The sequence below is a fragment of the Sphingopyxis indica genome, from assembly GCF_032879645.1.
Taxonomy (GTDB): Bacteria; Pseudomonadota; Alphaproteobacteria; order Sphingomonadales; family Sphingomonadaceae; genus Sphingopyxis; species Sphingopyxis indica.
In genome coordinates this window covers 3,536,032-3,553,247 of the sequence record NZ_CP076394.1, presented here as the reverse complement: position 1 = coordinate 3,553,247, position 17,216 = coordinate 3,536,032, and the positions used below count along the sequence as shown (strand labels likewise).

Sequence of the window (17,216 nt, the reverse complement as noted above, 5' to 3'; positions counted from 1 at the left end):
CATTCGCCGCAAAAAAAAGCTGTGTGCACCCGCGGAGGCGGGTGCCCATCACCCGACGGCGCAAAATAGAGCCGGAGAGAGATGGGTCCCCGCCTTCGCGGGGACACACGAAAGGGATAGGGCCAAAGAGATTCGATGGGGACATCACCCCCTTGCCGTCGCGGTTCATCGGGTCTAGGCGTCGGCGCGATTGCACAAGGGAGCCCGCGATATGGCCGAATTTCGCCTGCCCAGGAACAGCCGCGTGAAGAAGAACGGCACGGTTCACACCGCCGAGGGCGCGACCAACGTCAAAAAGTTCAAGGTCTATCGCTATAATCCCGACAGCGGCGAAAATCCGCATTTCGACACCTTCGAGATCGACCTCGACACATGCGGGCCGATGGTGCTCGACGCGCTCATCAAGATGAAGAGCGAGCAGGATTCGACGCTCACCTTCCGCCGCTCGTGCCGCGAGGGCATTTGCGGCAGCTGTTCGATGAACATGAATGGCAAGAACGGCCTGGCCTGCACCACCGCGATCGAGGATCTGAAGGGCGACATCCAGATCACCCCGCTGCCGCACATGGAAGTGATCAAGGATCTCGTCCCCGACTTCACCCATTTCTATGCGCAATATGCGTCGATCGAGCCCTGGCTCAAGACCAAGACGACGACGCCGAGCGGCAAGGAGCGGCTGCAATCGCCCGAGGAGCGCGAGAAGCTCGACGGTCTCTACGAATGCATTCTCTGCGCCTGCTGTTCGACGAGCTGCCCGAGCTATTGGTGGAACAGCGACAAGTTCCTCGGCCCGGCGATCCTGCTCCAGGCCTATCGCTGGCTCGCCGACAGCCGCGACGAGCTGACCGGCGAACGCCTCGACGAGCTCGAGGACCCGTTCCGCCTCTATCGCTGCCACACGATCATGAACTGTGCCAATGCGTGTCCCAAGGGCCTGAACCCTGCGCGCGCGATCGCCGAGATCAAGAAGCTGGAAGCCGAGCGGCAGGTTTGATGGCGGCTGACGCCAGGGATGGGGGAGCGGGCCGGTGCCGCTCCGCCTTCGCGGACGATCGACAATGAACGACAGCATCGAGGAGCCGAAGCGGCGCGACAATTTCAGCGCCGAAGAGGTCGGCGACGGCTGGGTCAGCTGGAATCTCAAGGACCCGAGCCGCTTCAACAGCTTCATCGAGCCCTTGTCGGTGCGCGTCGAGGCGCCGACGCCCGACGGCCGCCCGTGCGCGCGCGTGCGCATGTTGCCGCAGCGCAAGCACAGCAACCTCGGCGACAATGTCCATGGCGCGGTGACGCTCGCACTCGTCGACATCGCGCTCTTTGCCGCCTCGCACCAGTTCGGTGCGCTCGACGCCGGCCATTCGGTGACGCTCGATCTGTCGACGCAGTTCGTCGGCGCCGGGCGGACCGGCGAGCCGATGGACGCGGTCGTCGAGCTGGTGCGCGAGACCGGCCGGCTGATCTTCCTGCGCGGGCTCGTCGTCCAGGGCGCCGGGGACGAGCATATCGTGCTGAGCTTCGCCGGCACCATCCGCAAGGCGAGCAAACGCTGAGTGCCGCTGCTCGCGACCTATGACGCGCTGGTCGCCGCGGGCGAGCTGAAGCCCGACCCCGAGCAGCGCGCGGCGGCCGAACGGCTCGCCCTGTTGCAGCAGGAGCTCGAAGCCGCGCCGCCGCGCGGCAGCCTGCTCTGGCGTATCGCCCGCCGCAAGCCGCCGTCGCCGCGCGGCGTCTATCTGTGGGGCGCGGTCGGGCGCGGCAAGTCGATGCTGATGGATCTCTTCTACGATCGCCTCGCGATCCAGCGGAAGCGGCGCGTCCATTTCCACGCCTTCATGCAACAGGTCCACGCGCAAATGCGCGAGGTCCGCAAGACCGAGAGCGGCGACCCGATCCCGCAGGTCGCGGCGATGCTCACCGACAATGTCCGCTGCCTCGCCTTCGACGAAATGGTCGTGAACAACAGCGCCGACGCGATGATCCTGTCGCGCCTGTTCACCGCGTTGATCGAGCATGGCGTGACCGTCATCGCGACCTCGAACCGTCCGCCCGCCGATCTCTACAAGGACGGGCTCAACCGCGAGCATTTCCTGCCCTTCATCGCGTTGATCGAGGAACGGCTCGACGTGATGAGCCTCAACGGCCCCACCGACTATCGCCGCCACCGGCTCGGCGACGGCAGGCGCTGGTTCGTGCCCGCCGACGCCGCGGCGACCGAGGCGCTGTCGGCCGCCTTCTTCCGCCTCACCGACTATCCGCCCGAGGACCGCGCGCATGTCCCCTCGCTCGACCTCGACGTCGGCGGCGGGCGCGTGCTCCATGTTCCCAAGGCGCTGAAGGGCGTCGCGGTCTTTTCGTTCAAGCGGCTGTGCGGCGAGGCGCGGGGGGCGGCGGACTATCTCGCCGTCGCGCGCCATTTTCACAGCGTGATCGTCGTCGGCATTCCGCGTATGGGGCCGGAGAACCGCAACGAGGCGGCGCGCTTCGTCACGCTGATCGACGCGCTCTACGAATATAAGGTCAAGCTGCTCGCGAGTGCCGCGGCCGAGCCCGACCAGCTCTATGTCGCGGGCGACGGCGCGTTCGAATTCGAACGCACGGCAAGCCGCCTCGCCGAGATGCAGTCCGATGCGTATCTCGCGCTAGGCCACGGGCCCGGCGACAGCACCCGCGAGGTTTGAAGCGATTTTGCTCAGTGGCGAGGAGGGAAGCCGCAGGAATATGTCAATATTTCAAGACTTCCCGACGAAGCCATGGGCAAAATCGGTCAAATCCCGAAGGGACGCCGAAATGGCTTCGATCTCGTCTCCGCGCGGCCTTGCGGATAGAGCCACTATCCCCTGTGGCCGCGCGAAGGCGATATCTTCGCCATTTCGACGCCTCGCGGGTGCTGTCGCCGGGTCCGTGGCCTAGGCCATGGCCAGGATGATGCCGCCGACGACCTTGCCCCAGCGCGATGAGTTCGCCGCGACATAGGTGAGGCTGCGGACATAGCGCACCTCGTGCGCGAGGTGGCCGATCGCCTGTTCGGCGATACGTTTCCAGGTGCGCACCGGGCGCGGGGCGGCGGCTTCGATGCGGCCGGGCTGGGCGGGCGGCAGCGGCAGTCCCGCAAAGCCGCCGCTCGACACGCGCGGATCGTCGGCGACCGCGCGGCACAGCGCCTTGAGCCGCGCGACCGCGAGCCGGTTGACCACCGCGCGGTCGCGGCTCATCAATTCGAAACTGTGGCTGAACGCCGAAAACTGGATCGCGCCGCTCGCCGCCGCATGATCCAGCGCGTCGCGCATTTCCTCCTTCGACATCGCGCAAAGCTGCGCGGGGCGAAAGCTGCCGGGACGGTCCATCAGCCCGCTCACCGGTACTTCGCACACACCGTGGTGAAAGCGCATACCGAGATTGTCGGCATCGAGCCCGATCCTGCACTCGCGGCCCAGATAGGCGGCATTGAAGCTGCTGTCGTAGCGAAAGCCGAGCGCGGCGAGCGCGGCGAGCGTATCGTCGTTCGCGCCGAAATTTCCCGCGCGAAAGGCGATCGGATCGGGCGCGCCCGCGCTCACCAATATGTCGCGTGCGAGCCCGATCAGCTTCTTCTGCGCGGGCAGGGCAAAGTCGGCGATGTTGCGGCCGGTCTGCTTGCCGACCGGATTGAAGCGCGCGAACTTCAGCCATTCGGTATGGATGTGCAGCTGAACCTCGTGCCCGCGCGACACGATCGGGCGGACGATCGCCTCGATGATCTTGGGGCCATAGACGAGCGCGGGCATCGGATCGACGAAGAAAACGCCCTTGATCCCGTGCGCCTCGAGCACGTCCATCTGATATTCGATCCCGAAATCGCCGTCGCGGCAGCGGCCGAGCACCGAGCTTTCGAAATTGGCACGCGCATCGGCGCCCTGCTGAAAAAGGGCAGCCGACAATTCGGTGTCAAAGCTGATGATCGCCCGCGTCATGTCGCGCACGCGTAGCAAGGGCAGGATAAGGGACGGTTAAGCCACGCCCAAGGTTCGGAAGCGCATCGCTCGGCCGGCGACGGCGGAAGCGGCGGCGCGACCCGGATCGGCCGGCTCCGTGAGTAAAGGATATTGCGAACTATTTGCAAAGAAAGCCGGAATTTCGTCCTTTTCGCGGTTGTTTCCTTAAGGGAATCGGCGTAGGGGCGTCGCCATCCTTGGGACCGGCAAGAGGCTTTGGCCCGTGCCCCCGCCGGTCTGTGACCTAATTGCCGGGCTTGCCACGAAGGGAGTGCCGCGCACCATGGGACGTAAGAAGATCGCGCTGATCGGCGCCGGGAATATCGGCGGAACGCTGGCGCTGCTCGCCGCGCAAAAGGAACTCGGCGACGTCGTGCTGTTCGACGTGGTCGAAGGCGTGCCGCAGGGCAAGGCGCTCGACCTGTCGCAGGTCGGCCCGATCGCGGGCTTCGACGCAAAGATCACCGGCTCGAACGATTACAAGGACATCGCGGGCGCCGACGTCATCATCGTCACCGCCGGTGTCGCCCGCAAGCCGGGCATGAGCCGCGACGACCTGCTCGGCATCAACCTGAAGGTCATGAAGGCCGTGGGCGAGGGCATCAAGGCCAACGCCCCCGACGCCTTTGTCATCTGCATCACCAATCCGCTCGATGCCATGGTGTGGGCGCTGCGCGAATTCTCGGGCCTGCCGCATAACAAGGTCGTCGGCATGGCCGGCGTGCTCGACTCGGCGCGCTTCAGCCACTTCATCGCCGCCGAATTCGACGTCTCGGTGAAGGATGTGAACACCTTCGTCCTCGGCGGTCACGGCGACACGATGGTGCCGGTGGTCCGCTATTCGACCGTCAACGGCATCCCCGTTCCCGACCTCGTCAAGATGGGCCTGTCGTCGCAGGACAAGATCGACGCGATCGTCAAGCGCACGCGCGGCGGCGGCGGCGAGATCGTCGCGCTGCTCGGCACCGGTTCGGCCTTCTATGCCCCGGCCGCAAGCGGCATCGCGATGGCCGAAGCCTATCTGGGCGACCAGAAGCGCATCCTGCCCTGCGCCGCCTATGTCGACGGCCAATATGGCGTCGACGGCCTCTATGTCGGCGTGCCGGTGATGATCGGCGCGGGCGGCGTCGAGAAGATCGTCGAGATCGAACTCGACGACGAAGATAAGGCGGGCCTGCAGGTCTCGGTCGATGCGGTCAAGGAACTGCTGGAGGCGTGCAAGAATCTGGATTCCAGCCTCGCGTAACTAGCTTGTGCCCCTGCGAAGGCAGGGGCCCATCACCTGCGCTCGACAGAGCGGGCGGCGGGTGAGCAAAATGTCTGGAGATGGGCCCCTGCCTTCGCAGGGGCACGAGAAACGGAACGAGATCATGAGCATCCTCATCGACAAGAATACCAAGGTCATCACGCAAGGGATGACCGGTGCCACCGGCACCTTCCACACCGAACAGGCGCTCGCCTATGGCACGCAGATGGTCGGCGGCGTGACGCCGGGCAAGGGCGGCACGACGCACATCGGGCTGCCGATGTTCGACACCGTCGCCGAGGCCAAGGCGGCGACCGGCGCGACCGCAAGCTGCATCTATGTCCCGCCGCCGTTCGCGGCCGATTCGATCCTCGAGGCGATCGACGCCGAGATGGAGCTGATCGTCTGCATCACCGAGGGTATTCCGGTGCTCGACATGGTCAAGGTGAAGCGCGCGCTGTCGGGCTCCAAGTCGCGCCTCATTGGCCCGAACTGCCCCGGCGTGCTGACCCCCGACGAATGCAAGATCGGTATCATGCCGGGCAGCATCTTCAAGAAGGGCAGCGTCGGCGTCGTCTCGCGCTCGGGCACGCTGACCTATGAGGCGGTGTTCCAGACCACCAATGCCGGGCTCGGCCAGACCACCGCGGTCGGCATCGGCGGCGACCCGGTCAACGGCACCAACTTCATCGACGTGCTCGAACTCTTCCTCGCCGACGAGGCGACGAAGAGCATCATCATGATCGGCGAAATCGGCGGCGACGCCGAGGAACAGGCGGCGCAGTTCCTGATCGACGAAGCCAGGCGCGGCCGCAAAAAGCCGATGGTCGGCTTCATCGCGGGCCGCACCGCACCTCCGGGCCGCCGCATGGGCCACGCCGGCGCCATCGTGTCGGGCGGCAAGGGCGACGCCGAAAGCAAGATCGCCGCGATGGAAGCCGCGGGCATCACCGTGTCGGCGTCGCCGTCGGAGTTGGGGACGACGCTGGCGGAGGTTTTGAAGGAACGCGTTTGATTTTGGAGCGGTCTGCCAATTCGTGTGTCCCCGCGAAGGCGGGGACCCATGGCACGTCGAATGGGTCCCCGCCTTCGCGGGGACACACGGAAAGCGAGGCTGAAGATGGTTCGACCCGGCTATGTTTACATCATGGCGAGCCAGAAAAACGGTACCATCTATATCGGCGCGACGAGCGATCTGCCCCAACGGGCATGGCAACATCGCGAAGGCATGATCGAAGGTTTTACAAAGGATTATGGCTGCAAATTGCTGGTTTGGTTCGAGGTGTTCGAGAGCATATATGACGCCCGGCAGTTTGAAGCGCGAATGAAGAAATGGAAGCGGGCTTGGAAGATCAAGCGAATCGAGGAACGAAATCCCGATTGGGCCGATCTATTCGAGACGCTTGTTTAGTCCCCAGGAGATGGGCCCCTGCCTTCGCAGGGGCACGAAGGGTTTAGAGACATGAACCTCGAACGACAGAGCTTTGATATCGACGAGCCGCAGGCGGGGCCGAGCTGGGCGCCGAAGAACTGGCCGCCCGTCGACAGCGACGACTGGACCGCCGCGCTCGACCCGCAGCAGATGCAGGTCGCGGTGAAGGCCGCGGCGGCAAAGGCGGGCGCGCCGCTCTCGAACGCCGAGGTCGAGCGCGCCGCCGACGATTCGATCCGCGCGATGATGCTGATCCGCACCTATCGCGTGCGCGGGCATCTTGCCGCCAATCTCGATCCGCTCAATCTGTCGACGCGCGAGCTTCCGGCCGATCTCACCCCCGAATATCACGGCTTCGTCGGCGCCGATCAGGACCGCCCGGTGTTCATCGGCGGCGCGCTGGGGCTGGAAAAGGCGACGGTGCGCGAGATCGTTTCGATCCTGCAGGCCAATTATTGCGGCCACGTCGGCCTCGAATATATGCACATCGCCGACGTCGAGGAGCGGCGCTTCCTGCAGGAGCGGATGGAGGGCGCCGACAAGCGCGTCGAATTCACCCGCGAGGGCAAGCAGGCGATCCTCAAGAAGGTGATCGAGGCCGAGGAATGGGAGAAATTCCTCGCCAAGAAATATGTCGGGACCAAGCGCTTCGGGCTCGACGGCGGCGAGGCGATGATCCCCGCGCTCGAAAGCATCATCAAATATGGCGGCGCGCTCGGCGTGCGCGAGATCGTCTATGGCATGGCGCATCGCGGGCGCCTGAACATGCTCGCCAATGTGATGGCGAAGCCCTATCGCGTGATCTTCCACGAATTTCAGGGCGGCAGCGCGAACCCCGACGACGTCGGCGGGTCGGGCGACGTCAAATATCATCTCGGCACCTCGACCGACCGCGAATTCGACGGGATCAGCGTCCATATGTCGCTCGTCCCCAACCCCTCGCACCTCGAAGCGGTCGATCCGGTCGTGCTCGGCAAGGTGCGCGCGCAGCAGGTGCATCGCGACGACCTCGAAAAGCATGAGCAGGTGCTGCCGGTGCTCATTCACGGCGACGCGGCCTTTGCGGGGCAGGGGATTGTGTGGGAGTGTCTCGGCTTCTCGGGCGTTCCCGGCTATAATACCGGCGGTTGCATCCACTTCATCGTCAATAACCAGATCGGTTTTACGACGAGCCCGCAATTTGCCAGATCGTCCCCCTATCCGTCGGACGTCGCGAAGGGCGTCCAGGCGCCGATCCTGCACGTCAACGGCGACGATCCCGAGGCGGTGACCTTTGCGTGCAAGCTCGCGATCGACTTCCGCCAGCAGTTCAAGCGCGACATCGTCATCGACATGTGGTGCTATCGCCGCTTCGGCCACAATGAGGGCGACGAGCCGGGCTTCACCCAGCCGCTGATGTACAAGACGATCCGCAAGCATCCGCCGGTCAGCGAGCTGTTCGGCGCGCGGCTGGTCGATGAGGGCGTGATCGACGGCGATTATGTCGCGACGCACCGCCGCGAATTCGTCGCGCACCTCGAAGAAGAGTTCGAGCTTGGCGCGAGCTACAAGGCGAACAAGGCCGACTGGTTCGCGGGCCGCTGGTCGGGGCTCTATGCGCCGAAGGACGAAGGCAATACGCGCCGCAACGTCGATAGCGGGGTGACAAGCAAGCTGTTCGATGCGGTCGGCCGCGCGATCACGACGATCCCCGACGATGTCGATGTCCACAAGACGCTGCGCCGGGTGATCGACGGGCGCGCCGAAATGTTCCGGTCGGGCGAGGGCTTCGACTGGGCGACCGGCGAGGCGCTCGCCTTCGGCACCCTGCTCAGCGAAGGTTATCAGGTGCGCCTGTCGGGTCAGGATTCGGGCCGCGGCACCTTCAGCCAGCGCCATGCGGTATGGGTCGACCAGACGACCGAGGCGAAATATGTGCCGCTGAAGACGCTGCCGCACGGCCGCTTCGAAGTGCTCGACAGCCCGCTTAGCGAATATGGCGTGCTCGGTTTCGAATATGGCTATGCGATGGCCGATCCGAAGAGCCTCGTGCTCTGGGAAGCGCAGTTCGGCGACTTCGCCAATGGCGCGCAGATCATGATCGACCAGTTCATCGCATCGGGCGAAGCGAAGTGGCTGCGCGCCAACGGCCTCGTCCTGCTGCTGCCGCACGGCTACGAAGGGCAGGGCCCCGAGCACAGCTCGGCGCGCCTCGAGCGCTTCCTGCAGCTGTGCGCGGGCGACAATATCCAGGTGTGCAACATCACGACGCCGGCGAATTATTTCCACGTCCTGCGCCGCCAGATGCTCCGCGACTTCCGCAAGCCGCTGATCATCATGACGCCGAAGTCGCTGCTGCGCCACAAGCTCGCGGTGAGCAGCCGCGACGAGTTCCTCGGCGACAGCCACTTCATGCGCATCAAGTCCGACATGACGCCCCCCGCCGACGACAGGATCAGGCGGCTGGTGCTCTGTTCGGGCAAGGTCGCCTATGATCTGATGGAAGCGCGCGACAGCGCCGGCCTCGACGATGTCAGCGTGGTGCGGATCGAACAGCTTTACCCCTTCCCGGGCGAAGCGCTCGCGGTGCGGCTGAAGCGGATGACGAATCTCGAAACGGTCGTCTGGGCGCAGGAAGAGCCGCGCAACAACGGCGCCTGGTTCTTCGTCGAATCGCTGATCGAGGAATCGCTGGACGAAGCCGGGCACAAGGGTATGCGCCCGCGCTACGCCGGCCGTCACGCCGCCGCCTCGCCCGCGACCGGCCTGATGAGCCGCCACCAGACCGAGCAGGCGGCGCTCGTCGCCGACGCGCTCGGCCTCAGCGTCCGCGCCGAAATCCGCCGCACCAAGAACAAAGCCTGATCCCCAAGGAACGAACCCCATGAGCACCGAAGTCAAAGTTCCCACCCTCGGCGAAAGCGTCACCGAAGCGACGATCGGCGAATGGCTGAAGCAGCCCGGCGAGGCGGTCGCGGTCGATGAACCGATCGCCAGCCTCGAAACCGACAAGGTCGCGGTCGAAGTGCCCTCGCCCGTCGCGGGTGTGATGGGGCAGCAGGTCGCCGCGGTCGGCGATACGGTCAATGTCGGCGCGGTGATCGCGACGATCGAGGCGGGCAAGCCTGCCCCGGCGGAGGCCGGAGGCAAGGCCGCCCCGGCTCCGGCGCCCAAGGCCGAAGCGAAGGCCGAGGCAGCGGCGCCCGCGCCTGCCGCGACCGGCGGCGAGAGCGTCGACACCGTCACCACCATGTCGCCCGCGGTGCGCCGCCTCGTCCTCGAGCATGGGCTCGACCCGACGAAGATCAAGGGCAGCGGCAAGGATGGCCGGCTGACCAAGGAAGATGTGCTCGCCGCGGCCAACGCGGCGCCCGACGCATCGCCCGCGCCGAGCCCCGCCGCCGCCGCCCCCGCGCCGGCGAGCGCCCCCGGCCGCCAGGAAGAGCGCGTCAAGATGACGCGGATGCGCCAGACGATCGCCAAGCGGCTGAAATCGGCGCAGGACACCGCGGCGATGCTGACGACGTTCAACGACGTCGACATGTCGGCGGTGATCGAGGCGCGCACCCGCTACAAGGATCTGTTCGAAAAGAAGCATGGCGTGCGGCTGGGCTTCATGGGCTTCTTCACCAAGGCCGCGTGCCTCGCGCTCAAGGATATTCCGGCGGTCAACGGCCGGATCGACGGCGACGAGATCGTCTACAACAATTTCATGGACATCTCGGTCGCGGTCAGCGGCCCCGCGGGCCTCGTCGTGCCGGTGATCCGCAACGCCGAAACCCTGTCCTTCGCCGAAATCGAAAAGACGATCGGCGACTTCGGCAAGCGCGCCAAGGAGGGCACGCTGACGATGGAGGACATGACCGGCGGCACCTTCACCATCTCGAACGGCGGGGTGTTCGGGTCGCTGATGTCGACCCCGATCATCAACCCGCCGCAGTCGGCGGTGCTCGGCCTCCACCGCATCGAGGACCGCCCGGTCGTCGTGAACGGCGAGGTCGTCGTGCGCCCGATGATGTATCTCGCGCTCAGCTATGACCACCGGCTGATCGACGGCCGCGAGGCGGTGACCTTCCTGAAGACGATCAAGGAAGCGATCGAGGATCCGACGCGGCTGCTGATCGACCTTTAAGGATGGCTGGGCGCGTCGGCGCAAAGGAGAAGGGCATGAGCTTGCAGTCGTTCGCCGCGCGCCGCGCCCTGCTTCCGCTTGCCGGGCTCGCCGCGCTGACGGGGTGCGGCGAGGCCGAAAAGGCGTTCGACGACGGCTACAAGACGCAGTTCGTCGAATCCTTCACCAAGACATGTCAGTCGAGCGCGACCAAGGGCGGCGCGCCGGCCGATGTCGCGGCAAGCGTGTGCCAATGCGCGGCGGACGAACTGGTCGCCAGATATGGCCCGGGCGAGCTGCTGTCGCTGTCGGACGAGGAAGCGCTGCCGGTGATGCAGGGCTGCGCGCGGCAGGCGGGGCTGGAGGTTTAGACCGATGGTCGCGGCGCACGAACCGCTGTTCGCCTATGGCAGCCTGCAACGCGCCGACGTGCAGCGCGAGCAGATCGGGCGGCAGCTGGTCGGGACGGCGGACGCGCTCGCGGGCTTCCGCCTCGGGCGCATCGCGATCGACGATCCCGAGGTCGTGCGGCGGAGCGGCGAGACGCATTATCCGGTGCTCACCGAGGACGCCGCGGCTTCGCAGCGCGTCGCGGGCACCCTATATTGGCTGACGAAGACGGAATTGGCCGCGGCCGACGCCTATGAGGCCGAAGATTATGAGCGAAGGCGGGTGACGCTGGAATCGGGCCGCACGGCCTGGGTCTATGTCGCGGCGCCGGGGCTCGAAACGGAGTGAATGATGGCTGACTATGATTATGACGTGCTGGTGATCGGCGCCGGTCCCGGCGGCTATGTCGCGGCGATCCGCGCGGCGCAGCTCGGGCTCAAGACCGCGTGCGCCGAAGGGCGCGAGACGCTGGGCGGCACCTGCCTCAACGTCGGCTGCATTCCGTCGAAGGCGATGCTCCACGCTTCCGAATATTATGACGCCGCCGCGAACGGCGCGATGGAGAAGATGGGGATCAAGGTGAAGCCCCAGCTCGATCTCGACACGATGCACGGCCAGCGCAAGGACGCGGTCAAGGGCCTGACCGGCGGCATCGAGTTTCTGTTCAAGAAGAACAAGGTCGACTGGCTGAAGGGCTATGCCAAGTTCACTTCGGCCGACACGGTCGTCCTTCGACAGGCTCAGGATGGCACGGAAAAGAGCGTTCGCGCGAAGAATATCATCATCGCGACCGGATCGTCGGTGACCCCGCTGCCCGGAGTCGAGGTCGATAACGACAAGCAGGTGATCGTCGATTCGACCGGCGCGCTCGAACTCGCCAAGGTGCCGGAGCATATGGTCGTGATCGGCGGCGGGGTGATCGGGCTGGAGCTTGGCAGCGTGTGGCGCCGGCTGGGCGCCAAGGTCACCTGTGTCGAGTTCCTCGACCAGATTCTGCCTGGCATGGACGGCGACGTCCGCAAGGAAGCGAACAAGATCTTCAAAAAGCAGGGTATCGAGTTCAAGCTCAAGACCAAGGTGACCAAGGCCGAGGTGAAGGGCAGGAAGGCGGTGCTGACGCTCGAACCCGCCGCGGGCGGCGACGCGGAAATGCTCGAGGCCGATGTCGTGCTGGTGTCGATCGGGCGGCGGCCGAATACCGACGGCCTTGCGCTCGACAAGGCGGGTCTCGCGACCAACCAGCGCGGCCAGATCGAGGTCGACCATGATTTCCGCACTGCGGTCGACGGCATCTGGGCGATCGGCGACGTCGTGCCGGGGCCGATGCTCGCGCACAAGGCCGAGGACGAAGGCATCGCCTGCGCCGAGAATATCGCGGGGCTGACCGGAATCGTGAACCATGACGTCATCCCGTCGGTCGTCTATACCATGCCCGAAATCGCCGGTGTCGGCCTGACCGAGGAGGCGGCAAAGGAAAAGGGCGAGGTCAAGGTCGGCAAATTCCCGATGCTCGCCAACAGCCGCGCCAAGACCAACCACGAGCCCGACGGCTTCGTGAAGGTGATCGCCGATGCCAAGACCGACCGCGTGCTCGGCGTCTGGTGCATCGCGAGCGTCGCCGGCACGATGATCGCGCAGGCCGCGCAGGCGATGGAATTCGGCGCGACGAGCGAGGACATCGCCTATACCTGTCACGCGCATCCGACGCACAGCGAGGCGATCAAGGAAGCCGCGATGGCGGTCACGGGCAAGCCGATCCACATCTGATCGGGGCGCTCCGGCGGGAACGATAGAAAAAGGGCGGCAAGGTCACCCCTGCCGCCCTTTTGTTTTCGGCAGGACGCCGAATGCAGACTAGAGCATCGTGCCGGAAATCTGCACCATATCCCCGAGCGAAGTCGAGGCGGCGACGCTGCGGTTCTCGCTCCGCTCGAACGAGCCCCTCGTCTTCGCTCGGGGAGACGAGTCGATTCAGATTTCCTGCAATTTGCTCTAGGCCTGCGGTTCGGAGTCCGGTTCCTCCGTCGGAGCGGGTGCCGGATCGTCGGTCGGCGCCGGCGCCGGCTCTTCGGTGGGCGCGGGAGCCGGCTCGGTGGTCGGATCGCTGGAGGGATCGGTCGTCGGTTCGGGGGCCGGAGCCGGCTCTTCGGTCGGTGCCGGGGGCTGGGTTTCCTGGGCCATCGCAGCCAGCGGCGAAACGACGAAGCTCGCCGCTATGACGGACATAATCGCAATCTTACGCATGATATCTCCTGTGAGTTGAGCGATGAGGTCGGAACCGGACCGCCTCGATCGCGCCGGGCTTGCCTTTTTCCGCAAGCCGTGGGCCGCAACGTGCCCGCCTCCGCCATGGTTCCGGCCCGCCGCCGGCTCCGCTTTCATTGTGGGACGGATGCCTCGATTCGTGCGGCGGGTCGTTCGTATCGGACCGAACGGCCTCGGCCCGACCGACGGTCAGCGCTGCATCAACGCGCGCCAGCGCATCCGGGCCGCATCGCTCCACACGCCTTCGGCCGACGGATAGAATTCGGCGAAGACCGGCACGTCGTCGGGGAGGATCACCCACGGCTGCTTGCTGCTCGTGAAAATATGGACGTCGGGCGGGAAGGGCGCCGGATCGTCGAGCGTTCCGACGCGGACGAAGGACGAGCGCCGTCCCGACGTCGCATAATGGCTCCACAGGGCGACGCGGCAGATCGGACAGCGCGCGATTTCCTGTCCCTTGCCGCTTTCCGAAGGGGTCGGAACATAATCGGGCGTCCCTTCGACCTCCAGCCGGTCGCTTTCGATCACCGCGTTGACAACAAAGGCGCTGCCGGTCTCGCGCTGGCACCAACGGCAATGGCAGCAATGAACGATCATCGGCGCGTCGGTCATCCGGTAGCGGACCGCGCCGCAGCTGCATCCGCCTTCCATCGCCCGCTCCTCTCCGTTGTGCGCCGACGCGCGCGATGATAGCGCCGCAGGCGATGGATGCGCAAACCCTCGTTCGCCTGCTCGACCTTGCCGGCATCGGCGTCTTCGCGCTGACCGGCGCGTTGATGGCGGTGCGCCTTCGCCAGACCTTCGTCACCGCGGGCTTCTTTGCGCTCGTCACCGGGGTCGGCGGCGGCAGCGTTCGCGACCTGCTCATCGGCGCACCGGTGTTCTGGGTGCAGGACGGCGCGGTCGCCGCGGTGTGCATCGCGATCGCGCTGATCGTCTGGGTGACCCCCGAGCGCTGGTGGCGGGGGGACTTGCTCGAATGGGCCGACGCGGTGGGACTCGCGGCCTATAGCGTGTTCGGCACGTGGAAGGCGATCAGCTGGGGGGTGCCGGTCGTGCCGGCGCTGTTGATGGGGATCATCACCGGCTGTGTCGGCGGCATCATCCGCGACGTGCTCGCGAGCGTGCCGTCGATCCTGTTGCGCCCCGAAATCTATGTGACCGCGGCGGCGCTCGCTTCGGGTCTTTATCTGCTCTTGTTGTGGGCCGGCGCGAGTACCGCCGCCGCCGCCGCCTCCGGCGCCCTCGCCGGCTTCGCGCTGCGCGGCGCGGCAATCCGCTGGTCGCTCGCGCTCCCCGTCTATCGCGCGGGCGAGGATAAAGAGTATTAAATTGTCATATTTTTCGTTAAGCAGGAACCTAATGATACCGGGATGACGCCCCGGTGAAAGAAACTGATCGAGGGTCGCAACCATCCTCCCGGGTTCATGAATTTCCTTTTGCTTTCCTTCGGTGCCGGCGTGGAGGCACCCCCCTGCACCGGATCATGCTCGAATGACGGGTTCGCGGTGTCCGCGCTGGTCCTGCTGTCGGCGCTGACGCTCCTCTGGTTCGCCGGACGCGCATTGATGCCACATTGGCGCAGCCTTGCGGCGAGGATCCTTCGGTCGCGGACGTCGAGCATCCGGATGCGGTCCGAAAGGCTCTGGATCGACGCACTCTTTTGAAAGAAGCCACGCCAACGCGGGGACCCATCTTCTGACGATTCAACCCGGGGCCGTCCGAAGATGGGCTCCCGCCCTCGCGGGAGCGCACGGTTCATTCAATCAAACCTGACCCCGCGCTAGTTGAGCAGCAGCGCGATGCTGGCAAGCCAGCCCTTCGTCCCGGCCGCCCGGCGCGGCAGTGCTGGCTGATAGGCGCGGCAGTCGAGGCACGCGGCCTGCACCGACCCCGCATCGGTCAGCAGCGACAGATCCTGCACCAGCCGCCGCTCGGTCAGCTGGCGGTTCAGCGCCGCGAGACCGAACCAGCCGCGCGGCGCGCGCGCCGTCTGGTCCTTGTCGGGACCGAACAGCTCGGCCAGCATCTTCGAAAATTCGCTCGGCTCGTCCTCGAAATATTCGGCGTGATAGTCGCCGTCGATCTTCGCGAGCTTCGCCGCCGCCGCCATCGCGTCGGGCAGCCCGCCGAACTGATCGACGAGGCCGATCTGGCGCGCGGTGCCGCCCGCCCACACGCGCCCTTCGGCGATCGTGCGGACCTTTTCGATCGGCTGCTTGCGGCTCTTGGCGACGAGGCCGGTGAAGCGCGCGTAGATATCTTCGACGCTCGCCTGCGCGAGCTGGTTGAACGTCTCGTTCACCCCGCCGAGCAGGTCGGGCTGGCCCGACAGCGGCGTCGTCGCGATGCCGTCGGCGTTGACGCCGATCTTGGCGAGCGCCTTGTCGAAGCTCGGCAAAATGCCGAAGACGCCGATCGAACCGGTGATCGTGTCGGGCTCGGCAAAGATGCGGTCGGCGGGGGTGGAGACCCAATAGCCGCCCGACGCGGCGACATTCGCCATCGACACGACGATCGGTTTCTTCTTCGCCTTCGCGGCGAGCAGCGCCTGGCGGATCTGTTCGGACGCCATCACCGAACCGCCGGGGGAGTCGACGCGCAGCACGATCGCTTTCACATCGTCGTCGCTCGCCGCGTCGAGGATATGGTTCGCGATCGTCTCGCCGCCCGCCGTGCCGTTCGACGCCTCGCCATCGACGATCTCGCCGACGACGGGGACGACGCCGATCGTGCTGCCCTTCTCTTCGGGCGGGTTGGCCGCAACCCAGGTGTCGAGCGGGATCGCGTTATAGTCCCACGGCCTGCTGTCGTCGGACGCGCCGCTGATCTCGGCGACGCGCTCGTCGAACGCCATGTGGCTGCCGAGCTTGTCGATCAGCCCGGCATCGAGCGAGGCTTTCGACAGGTCGTTGCCTGCCGCCTTCACCAGCCCGGGCGTGTCGGCGATGAAGGCGTCGAGCTTTGCCTTGGGACGCGCCTTCTTCACCTCGCCCAGCCAATCGTCCCACAACACGCCCGCATAGGCCAGATTGGCTTCGCGCGCCTCGGGCGACTGGTCGCTGCGCAGAAAGGGTTCGACCGCGCTCTTGAAGGTGCCGACGCGATAGATGTGCGCCGTGATGCCGAGCCGGTCCATCAGCCCCTTGTAATAGAGCCGCGATCCGCCCGGCCCGGCGATCGCAACGCCGCCGATCGGGTCCGACCAGATTTCGCTCGCGTGCGCGGCGAGCTGATAGCTGTCGGTCGTGTAAGCGGTGGCAAAGGCCAGCACCGGCTTCTTCTTCGCGCGCACCTTGTCGATCGCGGCGCCGATCTCGGACAGCGACACCTGCCCGCCGCCAAGGAAGCGGTCGAGGTCGAGCACCACCGCGCTCACCCGGTCGTCGTCGGCCGCGGTCTCGATCGCATGAACGACGTCGCGGACGCGAAATTCGCGCAGCTGTTGCCCGCCCGACAGCGCGGCGAGCGGATCGACCTCGGCGGGCTGCTCGGTGACGACCCCGTCGAGTTCGAGCACGAGCGCGCCCTTGCTTACCGGCAGCGCGGCATTGGGGCGCCCGGTGAGCAGGCCGAACAGGACGACGAAAAACAGCAGCAGAAAGATCAGCGCGAGCCCGTCCTTGATCGCGACGAGCAGGTTCCAGACCTTGCGCGGAAAGCTGGTGGTCGGTCGCGGCGCGGGGGCGCCCGGCGGCGCGGCGCGCACGGGGATGGCCCAGGGACCCTGGCTGTTCGGCGGCGTGGCGGTGGTGTCGGTCATGGCAAAAGGATTAGTCGTGCCGCCCATCCTTGGCAATGCACGCTTCGACGGACGACGTT

16 protein-coding genes are annotated in these 17,216 nt (G+C 66.0%); 12 read left to right on the top strand and 4 right to left on the bottom strand.

Annotated features, from left to right (window positions below; all coding sequences use genetic code 11):
* Positions 1-211 precede the first annotated feature (211 nt).
* The 3 genes from KNJ79_RS16685 (at position 212) to zapE (ending at position 2,678) form a co-directional block, all read left to right on the top strand.
* The gene (locus tag KNJ79_RS16685; RefSeq protein WP_317151920.1) at positions 212-994 is read left to right on the top strand and encodes a succinate dehydrogenase iron-sulfur subunit; all 783 of its coding nucleotides are present in this window, start codon (positions 212-214) and stop codon (positions 992-994) included.
* Between the two features lie 64 nt (positions 995-1,058).
* Entirely contained in the window at positions 1,059-1,550 is a 492-nt protein-coding gene (locus KNJ79_RS16680) for a PaaI family thioesterase (RefSeq protein WP_170935478.1), read from the top strand.
* Between the two features lie 6 nt (positions 1,551-1,556).
* On the top strand, positions 1,557-2,678 hold the full coding sequence (zapE, locus tag KNJ79_RS16675; protein ID WP_317153938.1) for a cell division protein ZapE: 1,122 nt from the start codon (positions 1,557-1,559) through the stop codon (positions 2,676-2,678).
* A gap of 228 nt (positions 2,679-2,906) precedes the next feature.
* Here the strand turns inward: zapE and KNJ79_RS16670 are convergent, their stop codons facing one another.
* Entirely contained in the window at positions 2,907-3,950 is a 1,044-nt protein-coding gene (locus KNJ79_RS16670) for a polysaccharide deacetylase family protein (protein ID WP_317151919.1), read from the bottom strand.
* A gap of 304 nt (positions 3,951-4,254) precedes the next feature.
* Between KNJ79_RS16670 and mdh the strand changes: the two genes are divergently transcribed.
* The 8 genes from mdh to lpdA all read left to right on the top strand — a co-directional run bounded on the left by mdh (position 4,255) and on the right by lpdA (position 12,896).
* A complete protein-coding gene (gene mdh, locus KNJ79_RS16665; RefSeq protein WP_317151918.1) occupies positions 4,255-5,217 on the top strand; it encodes a malate dehydrogenase in 963 nt (320 codons plus the stop codon).
* A gap of 124 nt (positions 5,218-5,341) precedes the next feature.
* Positions 5,342-6,232: a succinate--CoA ligase subunit alpha gene (gene sucD, locus KNJ79_RS16660; RefSeq protein WP_317151917.1), complete on the top strand. Its 891-nt coding sequence runs from the start codon at positions 5,342-5,344 to the stop codon at positions 6,230-6,232.
* A 105-nt stretch (positions 6,233-6,337) separates the two neighbouring features.
* The gene (locus KNJ79_RS16655) at positions 6,338-6,628 is read left to right on the top strand and encodes a GIY-YIG nuclease family protein (RefSeq protein WP_317151916.1); all 291 of its coding nucleotides are present in this window, start codon (positions 6,338-6,340) and stop codon (positions 6,626-6,628) included.
* A gap of 51 nt (positions 6,629-6,679) precedes the next feature.
* The gene (locus KNJ79_RS16650) at positions 6,680-9,493 is read left to right on the top strand and encodes a 2-oxoglutarate dehydrogenase E1 component (protein ID WP_317151915.1); all 2,814 of its coding nucleotides are present in this window, start codon (positions 6,680-6,682) and stop codon (positions 9,491-9,493) included.
* Between the two features lie 19 nt (positions 9,494-9,512).
* Positions 9,513-10,760: a 2-oxoglutarate dehydrogenase complex dihydrolipoyllysine-residue succinyltransferase gene (gene odhB / locus KNJ79_RS16645; protein WP_317151914.1), complete on the top strand. Its 1,248-nt coding sequence runs from the start codon at positions 9,513-9,515 to the stop codon at positions 10,758-10,760.
* A gap of 35 nt (positions 10,761-10,795) precedes the next feature.
* Complete coding sequence (locus KNJ79_RS16640; RefSeq protein ID WP_317151913.1) at positions 10,796-11,110, top strand: hypothetical protein; 315 nt, start codon at positions 10,796-10,798, stop codon at positions 11,108-11,110.
* Between the two features lie 4 nt (positions 11,111-11,114).
* A complete protein-coding gene (locus KNJ79_RS16635) occupies positions 11,115-11,477 on the top strand; it encodes a gamma-glutamylcyclotransferase family protein (protein WP_317151912.1) in 363 nt (120 codons plus the stop codon).
* Between the two features lie 3 nt (positions 11,478-11,480).
* Positions 11,481-12,896: a dihydrolipoyl dehydrogenase gene (gene lpdA, locus KNJ79_RS16630; protein WP_317153937.1), complete on the top strand. Its 1,416-nt coding sequence runs from the start codon at positions 11,481-11,483 to the stop codon at positions 12,894-12,896.
* A gap of 225 nt (positions 12,897-13,121) precedes the next feature.
* Here the strand turns inward: lpdA and KNJ79_RS16625 are convergent, their stop codons facing one another.
* The gene (locus KNJ79_RS16625; protein WP_317151911.1) at positions 13,122-13,373 is read right to left on the bottom strand and encodes a hypothetical protein; all 252 of its coding nucleotides are present in this window, start codon (positions 13,371-13,373) and stop codon (positions 13,122-13,124) included.
* A gap of 210 nt (positions 13,374-13,583) precedes the next feature.
* On the bottom strand, positions 13,584-14,045 hold the full coding sequence (locus KNJ79_RS16620; protein ID WP_089215466.1) for a GFA family protein: 462 nt from the start codon (positions 14,043-14,045) through the stop codon (positions 13,584-13,586).
* A 35-nt stretch (positions 14,046-14,080) separates the two neighbouring features.
* On the opposite strand from KNJ79_RS16620, the gene KNJ79_RS16615 reads away from it, so the two are divergent.
* Entirely contained in the window at positions 14,081-14,725 is a 645-nt protein-coding gene (locus KNJ79_RS16615; RefSeq protein ID WP_317151910.1) for a trimeric intracellular cation channel family protein, read from the top strand.
* Between the two features lie 452 nt (positions 14,726-15,177).
* On the opposite strand, the gene sppA is transcribed toward KNJ79_RS16615, so the two are convergent.
* Complete coding sequence (gene sppA / locus KNJ79_RS16610; protein ID WP_317151909.1) at positions 15,178-17,157, bottom strand: signal peptide peptidase SppA; 1,980 nt, start codon at positions 17,155-17,157, stop codon at positions 15,178-15,180.
* Positions 17,158-17,216: the final 59 nt, after the last annotated feature.

Coding starts and splice junctions, on each gene's coding strand:
- KNJ79_RS16685 (WP_317151920.1), top strand. CDS start 212: ATGGCCGAATTTCGCCTGCCCAGGAACAGCCGCGTGAAGAAGAACGGC.
- KNJ79_RS16680 (WP_170935478.1), top strand. CDS start 1,059: ATGAACGACAGCATCGAGGAGCCGAAGCGGCGCGACAATTTCAGCGCC.
- KNJ79_RS16670 (WP_317151919.1), bottom strand. CDS start 3,950: ATGACGCGGGCGATCATCAGCTTTGACACCGAATTGTCGGCTGCCCTT.
- mdh (WP_317151918.1), top strand. CDS start 4,255: ATGGGACGTAAGAAGATCGCGCTGATCGGCGCCGGGAATATCGGCGGA.
- sucD (WP_317151917.1), top strand. CDS start 5,342: ATGAGCATCCTCATCGACAAGAATACCAAGGTCATCACGCAAGGGATG.
- KNJ79_RS16655 (WP_317151916.1), top strand. CDS start 6,338: ATGGTTCGACCCGGCTATGTTTACATCATGGCGAGCCAGAAAAACGGT.
- KNJ79_RS16650 (WP_317151915.1), top strand. CDS start 6,680: ATGAACCTCGAACGACAGAGCTTTGATATCGACGAGCCGCAGGCGGGG.
- odhB (WP_317151914.1), top strand. CDS start 9,513: ATGAGCACCGAAGTCAAAGTTCCCACCCTCGGCGAAAGCGTCACCGAA.
- KNJ79_RS16640 (WP_317151913.1), top strand. CDS start 10,796: ATGAGCTTGCAGTCGTTCGCCGCGCGCCGCGCCCTGCTTCCGCTTGCC.
- KNJ79_RS16635 (WP_317151912.1), top strand. CDS start 11,115: ATGGTCGCGGCGCACGAACCGCTGTTCGCCTATGGCAGCCTGCAACGC.
- lpdA (WP_317153937.1), top strand. CDS start 11,481: ATGGCTGACTATGATTATGACGTGCTGGTGATCGGCGCCGGTCCCGGC.
- KNJ79_RS16625 (WP_317151911.1), bottom strand. CDS start 13,373: ATGCGTAAGATTGCGATTATGTCCGTCATAGCGGCGAGCTTCGTCGTT.
- KNJ79_RS16620 (WP_089215466.1), bottom strand. CDS start 14,045: ATGGAAGGCGGATGCAGCTGCGGCGCGGTCCGCTACCGGATGACCGAC.
- KNJ79_RS16615 (WP_317151910.1), top strand. CDS start 14,081: ATGATAGCGCCGCAGGCGATGGATGCGCAAACCCTCGTTCGCCTGCTC.
- sppA (WP_317151909.1), bottom strand. CDS start 17,157: ATGACCGACACCACCGCCACGCCGCCGAACAGCCAGGGTCCCTGGGCC.